This is a genomic window from Paludisphaera soli, from assembly GCF_011064595.1.
GTDB classification, from domain to species: domain Bacteria; phylum Planctomycetota; class Planctomycetia; order Isosphaerales; family Isosphaeraceae; genus Paludisphaera; species Paludisphaera soli.
On sequence record NZ_JAALJI010000052.1, the window covers coordinates 1 to 17,213 of the forward strand.

15 protein-coding genes and 2 pseudogenes are annotated in these 17,213 nt (G+C 69.7%); 9 read left to right on the plus strand and 8 right to left on the minus strand.

The annotated features are described in order from the left end of the window. Window positions 1-107 precede the first annotated feature (107 nt). Window positions 108-820 (plus strand): annotated as a pseudogene (locus G6O68_RS30265) (IS5 family transposase). Between the two features lie 496 nt (window positions 821-1,316). Here G6O68_RS30265 and G6O68_RS30270 read toward each other — a convergent pair. The 8 genes from G6O68_RS30270 to G6O68_RS30305 form a co-directional block, all read right to left on the minus strand. Further along, window positions 1,317-2,414 (minus strand): TlpA family protein disulfide reductase, encoded by a 1,098-nt coding sequence (locus G6O68_RS30270; RefSeq protein WP_165253249.1) that lies wholly within the window; start codon window positions 2,412-2,414, stop codon window positions 1,317-1,319. 224 nt (window positions 2,415-2,638) lie between these two features. Next, entirely contained in the window at window positions 2,639-3,091 is a 453-nt protein-coding gene (locus G6O68_RS30275; protein ID WP_165253251.1) for a hypothetical protein, read from the minus strand. A gap of 602 nt (window positions 3,092-3,693) precedes the next feature. Further along, window positions 3,694-4,671, minus strand: a complete 978-nt coding sequence (locus G6O68_RS30280; protein ID WP_165253253.1) for a beta-ribofuranosylaminobenzene 5'-phosphate synthase family protein — start codon at window positions 4,669-4,671, stop codon at window positions 3,694-3,696. After that, window positions 4,668-5,270 carry a DUF447 domain-containing protein gene (locus G6O68_RS30285; RefSeq protein ID WP_165253255.1) on the minus strand — a complete coding sequence of 201 codons (603 nt, stop codon included), beginning with the start codon at window positions 5,268-5,270 and terminating at the stop codon, window positions 4,668-4,670. The genes G6O68_RS30280 and G6O68_RS30285 overlap by 4 nt, the downstream gene beginning before the upstream one ends. Next, window positions 5,267-6,736: a DUF6513 domain-containing protein gene (locus G6O68_RS30290; protein WP_165253257.1), complete on the minus strand. Its 1,470-nt coding sequence runs from the start codon at window positions 6,734-6,736 to the stop codon at window positions 5,267-5,269. Before G6O68_RS30290 ends, G6O68_RS30285 begins: the two co-directional genes overlap by 4 nt. A 67-nt stretch (window positions 6,737-6,803) precedes the next feature. Further along, the gene (locus G6O68_RS30295; RefSeq protein ID WP_165253259.1) at window positions 6,804-7,232 is read right to left on the minus strand and encodes a hypothetical protein; all 429 of its coding nucleotides are present in this window, start codon (window positions 7,230-7,232) and stop codon (window positions 6,804-6,806) included. Window positions 7,233-7,361: 129 nt separating this feature from the next. Next, window positions 7,362-8,741: a sulfatase family protein gene (locus G6O68_RS30300; RefSeq protein WP_165253262.1), complete on the minus strand. Its 1,380-nt coding sequence runs from the start codon at window positions 8,739-8,741 to the stop codon at window positions 7,362-7,364. Window positions 8,742-8,769: 28 nt separating this feature from the next. Continuing rightward, the gene (locus G6O68_RS30305; RefSeq protein ID WP_165253264.1) at window positions 8,770-9,540 is read right to left on the minus strand and encodes an SDR family NAD(P)-dependent oxidoreductase; all 771 of its coding nucleotides are present in this window, start codon (window positions 9,538-9,540) and stop codon (window positions 8,770-8,772) included. A gap of 107 nt (window positions 9,541-9,647) precedes the next feature. Here G6O68_RS30305 and G6O68_RS30310 point away from each other — a divergent pair, with 107 nt between their 5' ends. The 8 genes and pseudogenes from G6O68_RS30310 to G6O68_RS30350 form a co-directional block, all read left to right on the plus strand. Beyond that, window positions 9,648-10,862 carry an SGNH/GDSL hydrolase family protein gene (locus tag G6O68_RS30310; protein WP_165253265.1) on the plus strand — a complete coding sequence of 405 codons (1,215 nt, stop codon included), beginning with the start codon at window positions 9,648-9,650 and terminating at the stop codon, window positions 10,860-10,862. A 2-nt stretch (window positions 10,863-10,864) separates the two neighbouring features. Next, entirely contained in the window at window positions 10,865-11,644 is a 780-nt protein-coding gene (locus G6O68_RS30315; RefSeq protein WP_165253267.1) for a hypothetical protein, read from the plus strand. 60 nt (window positions 11,645-11,704) lie between these two features. Beyond that, complete coding sequence (locus G6O68_RS30320; protein WP_165253269.1) at window positions 11,705-12,571, plus strand: DUF3472 domain-containing protein; 867 nt, start codon at window positions 11,705-11,707, stop codon at window positions 12,569-12,571. Between the two features lie 182 nt (window positions 12,572-12,753). Beyond that, the gene (locus G6O68_RS30325) at window positions 12,754-14,202 is read left to right on the plus strand and encodes a trypsin-like peptidase domain-containing protein (protein WP_165253271.1); all 1,449 of its coding nucleotides are present in this window, start codon (window positions 12,754-12,756) and stop codon (window positions 14,200-14,202) included. A 789-nt stretch (window positions 14,203-14,991) separates the two neighbouring features. Next, entirely contained in the window at window positions 14,992-15,735 is a 744-nt protein-coding gene (locus tag G6O68_RS30335; protein ID WP_165253275.1) for an MFS transporter, read from the plus strand. Then, complete coding sequence (locus tag G6O68_RS30340; protein ID WP_165253277.1) at window positions 15,717-16,061, plus strand: hypothetical protein; 345 nt, start codon at window positions 15,717-15,719, stop codon at window positions 16,059-16,061. Before G6O68_RS30335 ends, G6O68_RS30340 begins: the two co-directional genes overlap by 19 nt. A gap of 67 nt (window positions 16,062-16,128) precedes the next feature. After that, complete coding sequence (locus tag G6O68_RS30345; RefSeq protein ID WP_165253279.1) at window positions 16,129-16,299, plus strand: hypothetical protein; 171 nt, start codon at window positions 16,129-16,131, stop codon at window positions 16,297-16,299. 710 nt (window positions 16,300-17,009) lie between these two features. Next, window positions 17,010-17,213, plus strand: a pseudogene (locus tag G6O68_RS30350) (cis-3-hydroxy-L-proline dehydratase); the annotation flags it as partial.

Sequence of the window (17,213 nt, forward strand, 5' to 3'; positions counted from 1 at the left end):
GACCCGCGCCGACGGCGGCCGGAGTGGCTCGACAATCGCCGGATGGTCTAGGTTCTGTCTGACGGCTCGTAAAGCGTTACGATGGCGGCTTCACCAGGGAGGCCGCGATGACGCGACGCTACGAGCTGAAGGACGAGGAATTCGCCGCGATCGCCGACCTACTGCCGCCGGTCGGGAGGCCGGGCGGTCGCTGGAACGACCATCGCACGACCCTCGACGGGGTCCTCTGGATCCTCCATACCGGAGCCCAGTGGCGGGAACTCCCCGAACGTTACGGCAAGTGGAAGAGCGTCTACGACCGCTTCAAGCGCTGGGCTCGGGACGGCACGATCGGCCGCATGCTCGAAATGCTCCACCTGAAGCTCGACGCCTCGGGGCGGATCGACTTCGACCTCTGGTGCATCGACGGGACCTCCATCCGGGCGAGCCGCGCGGCCGCCGGGGCCGGGGGGGAAAAGGGGGCCGGCCGAGCCCGCCGACCACGCCCTCGGCCGCTCGCGGGGCGGGTTCGGGACGAAGCTGCACCTGGTCGTCGACTCCGGCGGCGTCCCGCTCTCGGCCGTCGTCACCGCGGGCCAGGCCCACGAGTCGAAGTCGCTGGAGCCGGCCCTGGAGGCGGTCCGGATCAATGTTCGACACCGACGCCGACGCCGACGCCTACCGACGCCGCAGCATCGTCGAGCGGTTCATCCTGCGGCTGAAGGAGGACCGGCGGCTGGCGACGCGGTTCGAGAGGCTCGCGGTCAACTTCCTGGCCATGGTGAAGCTCGCCATGATCCGCCGCTGCTTCCGGCTCCTTGAGCCGTCAGACAGAACCTAGGCGGATGAGGGTTTCCCCCGCGGGGACCTTAGCAGGATCGTTCGGCTCGAGCCACCCGTGTCTCGTTCCCGATGCGTCCCCGTCGGTCTTCTCACGCCGTCTCCGCAGCTGATGAACTCGAGGCCCCCCGAGTCTGGCACCGCGTTCGGGCTCTTCCTCGTCGATGTCATCGTTCCGAAGGTCGCTTGCCGTAGATGTTCGCTTGGGCTGAATGCTCCTGGCCACACGTTTCGGCCGCTCGGACACCCACCTCGGATCGCTTCGCAGGGTCTGCACGTCCCCACGGTCGACAGCTCGACTTCGCCCAGAGGGCGAACGGCCGAGAGGAGCCGATCGGTGACCCGCTGCGACGGTGGATTTGTGACGGGTCTCGGCGTCACCGAGGCGATGAGTATCGAAAGAGAAGCGGGCGGGGGCCTCAGGCGTTAGCCGGCATAGGGGGCTTGTGTCAGCCCCGCAGGCGGGATTCGTTCCCGCAGGCGGGGCCGACGCTGTTTTAGTCTTTCTTGTCGACGGCTTTCTGATACTGCTCAAGGCGTTCCTTGAGTGTCGGCTCGTCTTCGAGTTCGGTCCCCTTGGCGAGTTCCACGGCGCGCTTCTGCGTTTCGAGGGCCTTGGCGGCGTCGCCGGAGTCGAAGTAGGCCTTGGCGAGCGTGTCGGCGAGGAAGGGGCTCTTGCCGTCTTCCATCGCGTCGCCCTTCTTGGCGGCTTCGAGGGCGAAGGCGACGAGCTTCGCGCCGGGCTTCTTCTTGACGTCGGGGTCGACGATCGCCCAGGCGAGGAAGTTGAGGGCCTGGGAGTTCTCGCCGGCCTCACCTTGCAGCAGGCTCTTGCCGACTTCGAGGGCCTTGTCCTCTTCGCCGGACTGCACGAGGGCGTTGAACTTCAGGGGGGTCAGGTTTTTGCCGGCCTCGGGGACCTCCTTGACGATCTCATCGATCGCGGCGACGATCTGGGCGGGGTCTTCCGACTGCATCGCCTTCTGAAGCTTGGCCTGGATCTTGGCCATCTTGGCCTGCTCCTCCTTGGCCTTCTTCGCCTCGGCGATCGCGGAGTTCATGTCCCACGACCCGTTCACGATCTTCTCGAGCGGCTCGTCCATCTCGGCCGGGTGACCGATCCAGGCGACCTTGAGGTCCTTGTTGATGATGAAGGCGGTGGGGATGCCGTTCTGCCCGGCGGCCTTCATCCAGTTCTTGGCCATCGGCGCGTCGTCGGCGTCGCCCTTCTCGGGGACGGCGTCCATGGCGACGCGGTAGTCCATCTTGTCGCCCATCTCCTCGACGAACGGCTTGATCTCGCCCTGGTCCTGCTCCCAGACGCTGACGCCGATGAACGTCACGTCCTTGTGCTTCTTTTGCAGCTCGGTGAGGTGCGGGATCGTGGCACGACAGGGGCCGCACCAGGTGGCCCAGAACTCGACGACGTAGAACTGGCCGGGTTCCAGCGCCTTGACCGGCTCGCCCTTCACGAATTCCTTGACTTCCAGCTTCGGCGCCGCGTCGCCGACGCCGAGATCCGCGCCTCGTGATCCGACCTGGGCCGACAATCCGGCGACCAGGGCGAAGGCGGTCCATCTGGCAAACTTGAGCATCAGAAGTCCCTCAGGGGTGCATTGAGGTCGAGGATCGACCGAAACCGCGAGCGACGGCCCGCGGCGAGATACGACCCGATGGTAGCGATCGGCCCAAAAACGGTCACGCGAAAAAGCCGGGGCCGCACGTCGCTTCGAAATCGCGATACCGCCACTCAGCCCTCAGAGCCGTTGGATCGACTCGAATCGTTCTGTGTGATGCTCGATCCGCACGTAACGACAGGCTACTCGCTGTGGCACTCCCCATGATCGTCGACCGCGATGGCGGGGCTCTCGGCGAATCGGATCGACCGAAACTTCACCTTGCCGATCAGCGTGGCCAGCTCTCCGACCAATTCCTCGACAGTGACCGGGACGGTCGGTCGGGAGATAAGTTCATAGCGGTGGATCCGGCCCGCTTGTCGGTGGGCGTCCTGCCAGTCGTAAGCAAACAGGCCGCGGCATGCGACGGCGACGAAATCGTCCGGCCTCGGCATGGCGACGAGCATGAGGGAATCGCCGCGCTCGGGGAGGGCCATCGTCAGCGCCTCAGCCTGGTCTGAGGCCCGACGATCGGCCAGCACCGCTTTCGGGATAGGCCCCTGTCCCGCGTTTGTGAAGCGAGCGACATGTCCCTCCGCATCGGTCGCCAGCCAGGCATAGTCGAGACCGATCGGGTAACATCTATCCGGCTGCATGTCTCTCCTCCTCCTGCGGTAGAGCGTCGAAGAGTCGATCCACCCGGCCCGGTTCGACCTGGCGGAGGCGGATCAACGTCCTGTCATCCGCCCCTTCAGGCCGGCCGCCATCAACGAGGCGCTCGATCAATCGTGTCCACCGAGGGCTCCACAATGTGGTCACCGACCGCCGAACAAGTCGTATCGCGACTCATCGCCGACCTGCCGTGGAATCTTACGGCGGAAGACCGCAGCCACGCTGAACGCCTTCAAGCCCTCCCGATCGGATGGAGTCTGTGGGCCGGTTACTTCCTGAGGGCCAACGGCGAGGTCGTCGTCGTCGGCTCGGACTTCGATCTTCCTGATGTGGACACAGTCCGCAGGGAGCCGAGCGACATGCTGCGGGCTCTCGTCTGGGGCTCGGAACGCTATCCTGAGCTGAAGCCGTTGCTCCCCGTTCGGGGCTTCGGGGCGATCGATTGCCGGTGCCGGGCGATCCCGCTTTTCGCGGACGGGAAGGTCCTTTGTCCGGAATGCGGCGGCCTGGGATGGTTGCCGGGCGTCGGGGCGAGTAGGGTGGAGAGCCGAACCGTATCAGGCGCACGAGGCCGCCGTCTCATCACTCAAGCGAAGTCGGCCTTAGGCTCGATCATCAGTTCCGCGCCGACGTTGCGCGCGTGCGTCCAGGCGACGTCGCTCGGGCCGAGAGCGTGGCGGGCTCGGAGGTGAGCTGAGATCGCCTGGCGTTCGTCGTCATCGACGCGGCCGAAGGCGTAGAGCGACGGTCCCCATGAGCTTTGGCCGGCGCCGACCAGTCCGAGGCGGGCGAACTCGGCGATAAGGGCCTCGGATTCGGGTGAGGCGTAGACGCCCCCCTGGGCGGGAGCGAAAGCGGCTCCGACCTCGCGCTGGAGTTCGGCGAGGGCGGCGCCGAAGCCTTCTAGGTCGCGGCTTGCGACGGCGCTGAGGAGGTCCAGCAAGACGAGGCGGCACAGGCGCTCGGAGGTCCGTTCGGAGACGGCCGGAAGTTCGGCGAAGGCGGCGGCCTCGTCGCGACCGTGGCGGCCCGGGGGGGCGGGGGGGCGGACGACCAGGATCGACCAGTCGGCGGGAAACACCAGGCGCGAGACCAGTGGGGGCAGGTCGCCGGAGACCTTGTGGCCGCCGTCGACGAGCAGGCCGCCGTGGACGAAGCCATGGAGGCCCACGCCGGATCGCAAGCCTCGCTCGGAGAGTCGCGCAAGCCTCTCCAGCGTCGCCTCCACGCCCGACGCCGTCAGCACCAGCCGGGCCACGGCCAGGCTGAGCTGGGTGCCCACGCCCAGGCCCGTGTGCTCGGCCGGAGCCTGAAGGACTTTCACTCCGAGGCGACGGATCGGCGCGGCCTCGGCCCATCGGCCCTGGATGCGGTCGAGCAGCGCGGCGACGCGACCGGCGAGCGGGCCTTCGGCATGGAAGCGGTCGGCGGGCTCGGCGAGCAGTTCCAGGCCGGGGGCCTCGATCATCAGCCCGACACCGCCGAACTGGCGTCGAACGTGGGGGCCCCAGCCGAGGAGCCCGAAGTGGAGCCGGCTGGCGGTCCGGATGTAGAGGCGAGTCATGGGCGGGAGGCCTTCGGGTCGGGCGGCGGGCCGATCGCGCGACGGACGTGGTCGCGGAGGAGGTCGAACGCCTCGTGCTCGACGGGGCCGCCGGTCTTGTCGACGAGGATCGACAGCTTCTGGAACTCGTCGAGGATCTCGGCCGCCGGCAAGAACGCGGTCCGGGTGGCGAGGATGGCGGCCTCGACCACGGCATGCTTCGCCCGGTTGAAGCCGAGGAAGTCACGGATCCGTCCCTCGGCCACGGTCTCGACCAGGACGGTCGTGCGCTCGTCGATGTCGTCGACGACGATCGGCCGGAACTCGTAGTAGCGGCAGGCGTCGGCGAGCACCCGGCCGGCGACGGCGCTCGCGGGCTTCGTGGCCGGGTAGGGTTCGATGGCCGCGCCGATGGCGGCCTGGGCGAGCAGCCGCACGTCGTCGGTGACGTGGAAGACCCCCTGGCCGCCGGCCTTGAGGTTCCGGTAGGTCGTGGAGGCCTTGTACGGGCGCAGGATGAACGTGCCGAAGTTGAGGTCGGCGGGGATCTTGGGGCCCATTGGGGCGATGTTCAGCTCGCCTTCGGGGCTCAGGGTGGTGACGATTCCTTCGACGATCACGCTCGCTCGTCCTTCTCGGGCGTCGGGGCCTCGGGCGGGGCCGTCGCCGTCGCCTCCGACGGGCCGTCGCCCCCGGCCCGACCGCGCCGGAGCCGGTGGCTGGCCTCCGTCTCGGTCAGGAACCCCCACGAGAGCGCTTGATCCTGGCGATACGCCTTGCCCAGCGTCAAGGCGGTTCTGGCCTTCATCATCTCCCAGCCCAGGTAGAAGGCGTGCGATGCGTCCGACACCCCCATTTGCTCGAACAGTAGGAACGGGTCGGGGCCGCTCAGCAGGTGCTCGTTGTTGAGCGCGTGCACGACGCCGTCCTCGGCGAAGATCCGCCAGTTGGGGTCGCGGATCCGGCGCTGGAGTTCGGCGAGGTTCTCCGGGCCGAACCGGGGCGGCAGCTTGGGGTCGCGGAGCATGACGAGTCCGGGCTCGACGCGCTTGGGGAGCACCCGATTGACCACGGCGTGCCGCGCCAGCCTTCGCGCCAGGTCCAGCTCGCGGACTGACGACCGGGCCCAGTTGATGACGGCCGTGGTCAGGACGCTGTGGATCGCCTGCTCCTGGCAGAAGCCCATCAGGAGCGTGTTGATCCCCGCCGAGTCGACGTCGGTCAGCTCGGACAGGTTGCCCACGCCCATCATCATCGCGGCGTCGGGATAGCGCCGGCGGACCTCCAGATAGCGGCCCAGCGAGGAGGCGAAGCCGAAGCCGATCGGCTCCAAAATCGGGTCGATCCGATACGGCACGCCGGCCGCTTCGAGGGCTTCCACCGTCGCGTCCAGCCCGTCGAGCGTCCCCGGCTGGTCGGGGAGGACGACGACCTCCGCGCCCCAGTCCTTCGCGGCGTCGCGGTTGCCGGCGTTGACGCTCAGGACCAGCTCGGCCCCGGCAGCCACGGCGCGGGCCACCTCGTCGGGGTCGAAGCTGTCGATCGAGACCCGCAGGCCGGCGTCGATCAGGGCGCGTACGGCGTCGCCGACCTCGGCCCAGGGGGCGCCGGGGTCGCAGCCTAGGTCGATGAGGTCGGCCCCCTCGGCGGCGAAGGCCAGGGCCTGGCGCAGCAGCTCCGCGCGGGGCAGGCGGGGGGCGTGGTTGATCTCGGCGAGGATCGCCACGTCATACGCCCCGTAGTCGTCCGGCCGTCCCGAGGCCTGGCCCTGGCCGAACAGCCGAGGGATGTCGCGCAGGTCCTCGGGCCCGACCACGATGGGTACCCCCGGAGCCTTGGCCTCGATCGCCGTGAGGTCGCCCCGGCAGTGCCCCGGCAGGATGATCCGGTCGAGCCCCGGCGGCGGCTCCAATTTCCTCGCCACCCACGCCGGCGTCATCAACGCCGCCACCGTGATCGGCAGCACCGCGACCTCGGCGACGATCCCCGCCCGGGGCGCGACCTCCTCCAGCACCTGCCGCAGCGCGAATTCCGCGAGGCGGCCGGTGACGAAGAGGACGCGGGGTGGAGAGGCGGGCTCGCTCATGAAGGAATGCCTGGCAGCTCCTGATGACTCGCCGCTGCAGTGTTGGGCTCGCACAAGTCGACCTGCATCAGGCGTCGTCATCCTCGGGGCCGCGAAAGATCATCGCCTCGGGTATCTGGCCGTGGGACATCGCCAGCAAGTCGCTCCTGACCTCTCCGACCTCGACCGTCGTGGCCGGCAGATCGAGCCTGTCACCGTCACCGAAAGGCTCGCGGAAGATCGCGTGCTCGCAGAATTGGTAGTGAGAGCCGATCTCGACCTCGCCCGAAGGCTTCACGATAGCCATCACGGCGGTGATCACCGCGTGCGCCCCCTGAACGTCTAGTCCCCGGTCAAGCTCCGGGACGATCTCATAATCCTCGAAAGCGCGCGAGGAGAGCACGCGGTTCAAGACGCTTTCGATCAACCCATCGTTTGCTTCGCAATCTCGCGACTCTTCGGCCGTGTACGGCAACCCATGCTTATCGAGCGCGAAGATCCGATACGAGATTCGCATGACGCCGGGTTCTCATGATTCGTTCGCATAAATCGGGCCCCTCGCGACGGCTTTCCTGAGTTTCGTTCGGGGATGGCTCACGCCCCCGGGCCGACTCATGCGGCCGTCCGGGCCGCGTGCCCCATCCTCTCATCCCGCCTCCCCGTTCGCTCGGGCCTTCACGCGCGGATCGGAGAGCGCGCGTTCCGTTTCGAGGCCCCGGTCGCCCTGCGATTCCATCCAGCGGTCGAGCTTCGCGCGGAGTTCCGCCCGGGTCGCGGCGTGCTCTGGGGCGTCGGCGAGGTTGCGGAGTTCGGCGGGGTCGGCGTTCAGGTCGTACAGCTCCTCGGCGGGGCGGCGCAAGTAGTGGGCGACGGTCGCGGCGGCGGCGGGGTCGGTCTCGGCCTTCGCCACCCACGAATCCCAGAGGACGCGGCCGTCGCCGGCGACGCCCTTGTCGATGTGGGTGTGGTGCTCGGCGTCGGGGTCGAGGTTGCGGATGTACTTCCAGTCGCGGGTGCGGACCGCGCGCAGGGGGTAGCGGTTCATGGGGAGGTCGCCGCTGTGGGTCAAATAGACCTCGTCGCGGTGACGGTCGGTCGTCCCCGTTAAGACGCTCAGGAGCGACCGGCCCGAGAGGTCCTCGGGAGGCTTCGCGCCGGCGATCTCCAGGCAGGTGGGGAGGAGGTCGATCCAGCTCGCCATCGCGTCGGTCTTCGAGCCCGGCGCGATCTTGCCGGGCCAGGCGACGATCAAGGGGGTGCGGACGCCCGCGTCATAAACGTCCCACTTGCCGAAGGGCAGCTGGGCGCCGTGGTCGCTGGTGAAGATGAAGACGGTTTCGGGGCCCAGATGCTCTCGGGCCGCGTCGTGGAGGAGGCCGAGGTCGCGGTCGGCGTTGGCGACGGCCGCCGCGTAGTGCGTGATGGCCAGCCGCGTGGCCGGCGTGTCGACCAGGGCAGGGGGGAGGGCGACGTTCTCGGGAGGCAGGGCGGAGCGCCTCGGCCAGGGGACGTGGGGCCAGTTGGTCCCGACGATCAGGCAGAGCGGCTTGTCGGACTCGCGCTTCGCCAGCCAGTCGGCGGCCGCCTCGACGCAGGCGTCGTCGTGGTAGGTGTAATGGCTGGCGTGGTCGAACCCGTAGGTGGTCACCTGCGCGTAGTGGGCCGTCTTGCCGACGGCCGCCGTCTCATAGCCGAGTTCGCGGAAGTACGCCGGCCAGAGCTTCACGCCGGGCTTCGGCCGGCTGTGGTTGAGCATCGACCCGTTCCGCATCGGGTCCAGCCCCGTGAGCAAGGCCGCGCGGCTGGGGGCGCAGCTCGGCGAGGCGACGAAGGCGTGGGTGAACAACATGCCGTCGGCCGCGATCCGCTCCATGTTCGGCGTCGCCACGCGAGGCTTCGCGCCGTAGGGCGAGCAGGACGAGAGGTCCATGTCGTCGACGAGGAACACGACGATGTTCGGCGGCTTCGGGTCGGGGGCCGAGGCGACCACGGCGATCGAAAGGGTCAGAAGCGCCGGGAGGTTCATCGCGTCCTTCCTTGAAGTACAGGGCCCGTCAGCGGATCGCGCCGCCGTCCACGCGGAGGATCTGGCCGGTGAGGAACCCGGAGGCCGGGCCGACGAGGAAGGCGGTGGCGCGGGCGACGTCTTCGGGCGTCCCCCAGCGTTTCAGGGGGGTCTCGCGGAGGACGCGTTCCTGCCACTCCGGGGGGGCCGTCTCGCCCCAGGCGGTCTGGATCCAGCCGGGGGCCACGCCGTTGACGCGGACGCTCGGCGCGAGGCTCAGCGACAAGCTGCGAGTAAACGCCATGACGGCGCCCTTGGTCGCGGCGAACGTCTCGCCGGAGTCCCCTTCCATGCCGGTCTCGGCCTGGTCCCAGCCCATCGTGACGATCGAGCCGCCCCCCGCGTCGACCATCCGCCGGCCGACGTCGCGGCAGAGCCGGATGGCGGCGACGACGTCGACCTCCCAGAGCAGGTCCAGCTTGGCTTCGAAGGAGAGCTTCGCCCCGTCGCCGGTCAGGACGTCGGCGCCGGCGAAGTGGACCCAGGCGTCGAGGCCTCCCCAGAGCTTCCACGCGTTGGCGACCAGCCGGTCCCCCTCGTCGCGCGAGCGCAGGTCGGCCAGGATCGAGGCGACCCGCGTCCCCCGCCCTTCGATCTCGCGGACGACGCAAACGGCGGCGTCGAGCCGTCGGCCGTGGACGATCACGTCGGCCCCGGCGCGGGCCAGGGCGATCGCCGTGGCCCGTCCGATCCCCGAGGTGGCGCCCAGCACGGCGCACCGCAACCCCCGGAGGCTCGAATCGGCTGGGACTTCGGACATCGGCGGATCGCTCGAAGGGCCGGGCGGAGTGTGGACGAGGCGTCCTCGTTCGACGACACTACACGTTAGCCCGCACGGGTTTCCCACGACAAGCCCCGAGAGCCCCCATGACCCGCCCGCCTCTCCGGAACCTCCGCCGCATCCTCGCGCTCGTCCGCGACGGCTGGCTGCTGCTGGGACTCTCGCTCATCCTCCTCATCGCGGTCGAGCTGGGACTCCGGGGGGCCTTCGCGCTTAAGGACCGCGTCGCCCCGCTGACGATCCCCGACCCTCGCGTCGTCCGCGACGGCTACGAAGGCGAGGCCTGGCCCGCCGTCCATTACCGCGAGCTGGAGGCCCTGGCCGATCGTTGGGAGCCCTTCGCCTACTTCCGGCAGCGGCCGTTCCGGGGCGAGACGATCACCGTCGACGACCGCGGCCGGCGAGCCGTCTGGCAGGCTCCGACGGGGCGGGGGGGCGGCGATGACCCAAGGCCTCCGGTGAGGATCCTCCTGCTCGGCGGCTCGTCGCTCTGGGGCTTCGGCGCCCGCGACGACCAGACGATCCCGTCGCATCTCGCCCGCCTCCTGCACGAGCGGGGGATCGCCGCCGAGGTCCGCAACCTATCCGAGATCGGCTATGTGAGCACCCAGGAGGTCGTCGCGCTCGCCCGCGAGTTGCAGGCGGGTTATCGGCCCGATCTCGTCCTGTTCTACGACGGCGTGAACGACGCGGCGTCGGCCCTGCTGGAAGGCTCGGCCGGGCTGACCACCAACGAGCGCAACCGCGCCCGCGAGTTCAACCTGCTCCAGTCACCGGGCCGGATGTCGGCGGCGATCGTCGGCCGCCTGCTGGAAGGCTCGGCGCTCCAACGGGTCGCGCAGGCGCTCGGCCGCCGCCTGCTCGGATCGCCCGGCGCGGACGGCCCCGTCGCGCCGGCCGCAGACGTCGACTCGCTCGCCCGGGGCGTCCTCGACGTGTACGAGGCGAACCTGGGCCTGGTCGACGCCCTGGCCGCGAGATACGGCTTCCGCACGCTCTTCGCCTGGCAGCCGACCGTATTCGACCGCGCGGCGCCGACCGAGTTCGAGCGCGACCAGGCCGCCCGGTACGCCTGGCTCGCCCCGATCTTCGCGAAGGTGGGGGACGAGAAGTCTCGACGCGACGCCCTCCGCTCCCGCCCCGATTTCGTCGACCTGGGCGGGATGTTTCGGGACGCTGCCGAGTTGGTCTTCATCGACTATTGCCACACGACCGAGCTCGCCGACGCGCGGGTCGCCGGGCGGCTGATCTCCTCCGTCGTGGAGCGGATCTCGGACCGACGGCCCCTTCCCGAGGATTGACGATGGACGTGGAGACGCTGTTCCAAGCCGAGCTGGAGCGCCGGGGGATCCCCTTCCGCGCCGACCTGGAGAACGAGGGGGGCTACCTCGTCGAGCGTGACGGCGCGGAACTGGCCGTCAGCCTTCATAATCTCGCCCGAGAGCTGGAGCGCGACGGGGACGCCGGCCGGGTCGCCGCGTTCGTCGACGCCGTCGAGCGATCCTGGCTCGCGGCGGAGGCGGGCCTCGCCCCCGAGCACCTCTACTGGATCCTGGAGCCGAGCGATTATGCGGAGAGCCTCAAGGCTTCCTATCGGAACCCCCTGAGCCCGAGCGTCGACGTCGTCCTGGCCTTCACCGACCCGGAGGCGCGGCTGGTCAGCTGGGCGACGGCCGAGATGCTCCGCGCGCTGAAGCTCACCGAGGACCAGTCCGGCGCGCTGGCGTCCCAGAACCTGGCCCGGGCGCTCGAGGAGGCGACGCTCCAGGTCGAGGTCGTCGACGGCTCGCGGCTCGGCGTCCTCACCACGTCGCTCCCCTTCAAGACGGCCCTGATGCTCGCGCCGAACCTGCCGGCGGTCGCCGGGGGGCCGCTCGGCTGGCCGCTCCTGGCCGTCGCCCCGGATCGGGACTTCCTCTACCTGTGGCCGGCCTCGGACCACGACTTGCTCGCGAGGCTGGGCCGGGTCGTGGTCCGCGAGTACCGCAGCGCCCCCCATCCGCTCTCGACCGAGGTCTGGGAGCTTTCCAACGATGGCATCCGCGCGATCGGCTCGTTCCCGGCGGGGCCGGCCGATGGTTGACGGGCTTCGAGGAACCCGGTCTGATCGGGGCGGGACGATCGACGCGGGAGGAGGTTTGCGATGAAGACGGGACGGGTTCGACGATGGCTGATCGCGGGGCTGGCGGTGATCGCGGCCGGGGCGGGCGCGCGGGCCGACGAGCGGCTGAAGGACGTCGCCTGCCGGTCGGTCCACCTGGGGTATCCGGCGGTGGCGGGGACGGCGTTCTGCAACGAGATCACCATCCGCGAGTCGGCCGTCGGCACGTACTTCATGGTCTGCGGCTGGAACAAGGGGTATTTCGGCCTCCAGGAGCTGGGGAACGGCAAGAAGCTCCTGATCTTTTCGGTCTGGGACTCGGAGAGCGACGACCCGAACGCCCAGAAGCAGGAGGCTCGGACGAAGTTGCTGTACAAGGACGAGAAGGTCCGCGTGAAGCGGTTCGGCGGCGAGGGGAGCGGCGGCCAGTCGTTCTTCGATTACGACTGGAAGCTCGGCCAGACCTACAAGCTGATGGTCTCGTCCCGCGTCGACGGCGACCGCACCGAGTACACGGGCTGGTTCCTCGTCCCCGAGGAGGACGCCTGGAAGAAGCTCGTGACCTTCTCCACGATCACCGGCGGCGCGGACCTGGGCGGCTACTACGCCTTCATCGAGGACTTCAAGCGTGACCGCGACTCCACCACCCACCCCCGCCGCGCCGAGTTCGGGAACGCCTGGATCCGGACCACCGTCGGCGAGGCCGTCCCGCTGACGAAGGCCCGGTTCACCGCCGACGCCAACCCCGTCATGAACATCGACGCCTTCGCCCGCGACGGCCGATTCACGCTCGTCACCGGCGGCGACACGAAGAACGAGAGGGCCAGGCTCCGCGAGTTCCTGGAACTCCCCGCCGCCCCCGACGCCACCCCTCCCGAGATCCTCAAGGCGGCCGGCGAGCGGCCCTAGCCGGCTCTCGGGGGCTTCGACGTCTGGAACGGGCGTGAGCTCCGGAAATCGGCCGGACGTTTCATCCTGGGTTGTCGCCGGGGCGGGGCGGGGAAACAATGGATGTGGGAAGGCCGACCCGCGACGCTCGTTCGCCTTGTCGGGCCGGCGGCCCGGCTGGACTGGCCCGGAAGGATGGCTCGATGACGCTCTTGCTCTGTCTGGTCTGCGCGGGGATGGCGTGGGACGACGCCCCCAAGGCGGCGGCCCCCTCCCCGCTCGACGTCGTCTCCGCTTTCGAGAAGGTTCTCGCCGACGTCATCGCCCGGACGGAGGGGTCCGTGGTGGCGATCCATCGCGACCGCGACGAGAACGCGGGTGAGACCATGGCCGTACGCGGCCGCCCCCGCGCCAGGGCCGACCTGGAGGCGCGGATGGCCCGCGCCCGCATGATCGACGACGAGGCCATCTCGTTCGACTTCGGCTCCGGCGTGGTCGTCGGCGACGACGGCGAGATCCTCACGGCGTTCCACGTCGTCAAGGGGGCGAGCCGGCTGGTCGTCCGGGCCGTCGACCGCCAGGTCTTCGAGGCCGAGGTGATCGCCGCCGACCCCCGCAGCGACCTCGCGGTGATCGCCCCCGTCGCCGGCCCCGGCCTCGCCAAGCCCCTCCTCAAGCCGATCCCCCTGGGCGACGCCTCCACGTTGCGCAAGGGCTCGTTCCTGATCACCCTGGGAAATCCGTTCAACGCGGCCATGCAGGACGGCCGGGCGAACGCGAGCTGGGGCATGCTCTCGAACGTCGCCCGCCGGGTCATGTACGACGTCGAGGTCGACTCGACCGGCCGTCGCGTCGCGCAGCTCCCCCACTACCCGACGCTCCTGCAGCTCGACTCCAAGCTCAACCTGGGGATGAGCGGCGGCGCCGTGGTCGACATGAAGGGGGAGCTGGTGGGCCTGGTCACCACGGCCGCCAGCCCCGCCGGCTTCGACGCCATGGCCGGCTACGCCTTCCCGATCGACCGCATGGGCCGGCGCGCGGTCGAGACGTTGAAGGAAGGGAAGGAGGTGGAGTACGGCCTCCTGGGGATCCGCCAGTCCGCCGGCTTCAACGCCAACCAGGGGAACTCGAACCGGATCGACTCGGTCTCCCCCAACTCGCCGGCCGACCAGGGCGACCTCCAGCGCGACGACCTGATCGTCTCGGTCGAGGGGACGCCCGTGCGGGACTTCTCGTCCCTGATCGTGGCCGTCAGCGCGTACGGCCCCGGCGACAAGATCCGCCTCAAGATCGTCCGCCAGGGCCGCGAGCTGGAGAAGTCGCTGACTCTCGCCAAGTTCCCGGTGGAAGGGGAGATCATCGCCACCGTCCGCCCCCCCGCCTGGCGCGGGATCCGCGTCGACCACCGCAGCCTGCTCATCGCCCCCCAGATCGGCGGCAACCCGCTGGAAGCCGCCCCTCAGGGGGTCGTCGTCCGCGAGGTCGAGCCCGACTCGCCCGCCGACAAGGCCGGCCTCAAGCCCTGGCAGACGATCCGCCAGGTCGGCGACCGCGCCGTGTCCGATCCCGGCGACTTCGCCAAGGCCGTCGCCGACGTCAAGGGGACCGTCCGCCTCATGACCGACCTGGGCCCGATCAGCGTGGGCCCCTGAAGGCCGTCACGGCCGGATTCTCCATCCGGCCCGGGCCATCCCCCCCACGGTCGAGATCGGGCGTCGTCCACGCCGATCCTCGGTGCTCTACGGGCCGGCCGGTCCCGCGACACCTCAGGAGGGCGGACGCCTTCTGCGGCGACAATGTCGTCTCAGGACATAACCCGGGGTCGATCGTGGAGAGCCGAGTCGATCTCCTGCGCCTGGCCCCTGGGGCGGTCGGGCCCGTAGAGGCGCACGATCGCGAGCGACACGACCTGGAGCACGCCCCAAAGCTCGTAAGAGCCCGCGAATGCGTTCCTATCAAGTTTTGCCGTCACCTGGAATCGGTCGAGTCGCTCGATCGCCTCGCGTGTGGCCCAGATGAGCGGTAGGGCCACGGCGATGATCCACCGCGACCATGGGGACTGCTTCGCCTCCCAGTAGAGGTAGTCTACGGCGTCCTGAGCACGGTCGTCGTGCTCGTGGTGCTGCGGCTCTGGCTGCTGACGGCCACGATGAACGCCTTCCTCGGCGGCGACGACTCCGTGGTCTGGCCCGCCGCCGTCGCGAGCCTCGTGCCCGCTGCTCAACGGCGGCCTGCTCCGCCACGTCTACGCCCTGGAGGACCGCCGATGAGCGCCGTCACCTTCACGCCCCTCGCCTTCGACGAGGCCGCCGTCGCGCCCCCCGCCGGCAAACCGCTCCAGCTCGCGCTGGACACCGGTGCCTTCCTCGTCTGCTTCGCGGTCTTCGGCTCGGTCTCGGCGATGATGCCGATCCTGAAGCAACGCCTGGGGGCTCGAGCCGATGCAGGTCAGCATCGCCTTGGCGGTCCCGGTCCTCCTGGGCAGCCTCGGGCGCGTCCCGCTGGGTATCCTCGCCGACCGGTACGGGGCCCGGCCGGTCTTCTCGCTGGTCATGCTCGGTTCGGTCGTGCCGGCGGTGCTCATGGGGTGGGTCGGCAGCTACCCGCAGCTGCTGGCCTGCGGCCTCTCCATCGGCCTGGCCCTGTCCAGCTTCTCCGTCGGAGCGGGGGCCGTCAGCCGGTGGTACCCGCCCGCTCGGCAGGGGGCCGCCTTGGGCGTCTACGGGACGGACAACATCGGCCAGTCGCTCGCGGCGTTCGGCGCGCCCGTACTGGCCGCGGCGCTCGGCGACGCCTCGGGCTTCTGGGCCTTCGCCTTGCTGACGCTCGCGTGGCTCGCCGCCTACCTCCTGCTGGCTCGCGACGCCGCCGGGCCGGCCGCTGGCCGGAGGTTCTCCGACTTCCTCCGCCCCCTGGCCGACCCGCGCGGCTGGGTGTTGAGTCTCTACTACTTCCTGACCTTCGGCGGCTTCGTGGCGATGGCCGTCTACCTCCCCACGTTCCTGACCGAGATCTTCGGACTGACGCCCGCCTACGCCGGGTGCCGCACCGCTGGGTTCGTCGTCCTGGCCACGCTGATGAGGCCCCTGGGCGGGTGGCTCTCGGACCGCTTCGGCGGGCGCCGGATCCTCGCCCTCGTCTTCCCGGCCACGGCGATCATGGCCTCTTGCTCGCCTGCCCGATGATGAGCACCTTCAGCGTCGGCGCGCTCGGCATGGCCGCGGCGATCGGCCTGGGCAACGGCGCCGTGTTCAAGCTCGTGCCCGAGTGTTTCCCCGGGTCGGTCGGGAGCGTGACCGACCTGGTCGGCGCCGCCGGCGGGCTCGGCGGGTTCTACCCCCCCCGTCCTGGGCGTGGTCCGGCAGTCCACTGGCTCTTACACCTGGGGGTTCGTCCTGCTCGGCCTCTTCAGCGTGGGATGCCGGCGGAGCTCTCCCTGTACGGCCGGGCGGCCCACGGCGTCGCGAGGCCGGTTTCGGATCCACTGGATCTCACCAGCCGCCGCGAGTAGTCGACCGGTTTGGCGACGAGGTGACCGATGGTCGCTTCCGCCGATCTGCCTCGCTCCCCTCACATCCTTGCCCGACTCGCCCGAGCTGAACCCGATCCAGGACGTCCGGCACGACTTCCGATCGCATTTCCGGTCCAGTCGCCTCTACCTAACTTGGGAGGACCTGATGGACGCCGCCGACGCCGCCAGGGACGTCGTCCTGCCCGACCTCGGATTGATCAGGTCGGTCGGCACCTGACGCGCGGACGGCGGCAGAGCTCAATCGAGTCTTCATAAGGACCGATCAACGGCCAGGCTTGGCCCGTCAGCGGATCGCCGTCGCCCTGGCCGGGCATCGGCGGCGGTTCCATGTCGTCCGGGAACTCGTCGAAGCAGTAGGCCGGCGGCAGGTGCGGCCGCGGGAGTCGATCCCTCCGAGCGAGGATGGCCAGAAAGGCAGGGAGGAAGCCGCCGGGCATGGAGTCGGCGCTTCCTCGGGCGACGAGGCTCGACTACTCGTCCAGCACGCCGCGCTCAGGCAGGAACAGCCTCAGCACCGTGACACCTTCCATCGCGGACATGCAGGCCGCCGCGCCAGCTCATACGCTCGGAAGCGCAGGCCAGCCGGACGGACGGCCGACGTCTTCGGCCTCGGCGAGCAGCGCGGAGCGGTCTGTTGGATCGATCGGGACGGGTGAGGCGTCGAGGTGGGCGGCGACGGCGGCGCGGAGGACGGGGTAGGGCGCCTCTCCGGGCTCGTACGTGCTGAAGGACTCCAGCAGGCGCTCCCAGACGACAGGGCCAGGGCCAGGCGGCAGGTCGGAACCATGCGGGATCGCTTCATCGGTCCCTCCATGAACCATCATCTCGACCCGACGAGATCACCCGGTCTGGCGGCGCATTGCCCGCTCCATCGCCATCCGCTATCGTCCTGGTCGGCCCACAAACCCCCTCCCGGATCCGCAGACTATGAAGATCACTCGCATCGCGGCCTATCGGGTCGACCTGCCCCTGAAGGAGGGGAGCTACCGCTGGTCGGGCGGCAAGTCGGTGGACGTCTTCGACAGCACGATCGTCCGCGTGGAGACGGACGCGGGGATCGTCGGGCACGGCGAGGTCTGTCCCCTGGGGCCCTTCTACCTGCCCGCCTACGCCGAGGGCTTACGGGCGGGC

Coding starts and splice junctions, on each gene's coding strand:
- G6O68_RS30270 (WP_165253249.1), bottom strand. CDS start 2,414: ATGCTCAAGTTTGCCAGATGGACCGCCTTCGCCCTGGTCGCCGGATTG.
- G6O68_RS30275 (WP_165253251.1), bottom strand. CDS start 3,091: ATGCAGCCGGATAGATGTTACCCGATCGGTCTCGACTATGCCTGGCTG.
- G6O68_RS30280 (WP_165253253.1), bottom strand. CDS start 4,671: ATGACTCGCCTCTACATCCGGACCGCCAGCCGGCTCCACTTCGGGCTC.
- G6O68_RS30290 (WP_165253257.1), bottom strand. CDS start 6,736: ATGAGCGAGCCCGCCTCTCCACCCCGCGTCCTCTTCGTCACCGGCCGC.
- G6O68_RS30295 (WP_165253259.1), bottom strand. CDS start 7,232: ATGCGAATCTCGTATCGGATCTTCGCGCTCGATAAGCATGGGTTGCCG.
- G6O68_RS30300 (WP_165253262.1), bottom strand. CDS start 8,741: ATGAACCTCCCGGCGCTTCTGACCCTTTCGATCGCCGTGGTCGCCTCG.
- G6O68_RS30305 (WP_165253264.1), bottom strand. CDS start 9,540: ATGTCCGAAGTCCCAGCCGATTCGAGCCTCCGGGGGTTGCGGTGCGCC.
- G6O68_RS30310 (WP_165253265.1), top strand. CDS start 9,648: ATGACCCGCCCGCCTCTCCGGAACCTCCGCCGCATCCTCGCGCTCGTC.
- G6O68_RS30315 (WP_165253267.1), top strand. CDS start 10,865: ATGGACGTGGAGACGCTGTTCCAAGCCGAGCTGGAGCGCCGGGGGATC.
- G6O68_RS30320 (WP_165253269.1), top strand. CDS start 11,705: ATGAAGACGGGACGGGTTCGACGATGGCTGATCGCGGGGCTGGCGGTG.
- G6O68_RS30325 (WP_165253271.1), top strand. CDS start 12,754: ATGACGCTCTTGCTCTGTCTGGTCTGCGCGGGGATGGCGTGGGACGAC.
- G6O68_RS30335 (WP_165253275.1), top strand. CDS start 14,992: ATGCAGGTCAGCATCGCCTTGGCGGTCCCGGTCCTCCTGGGCAGCCTC.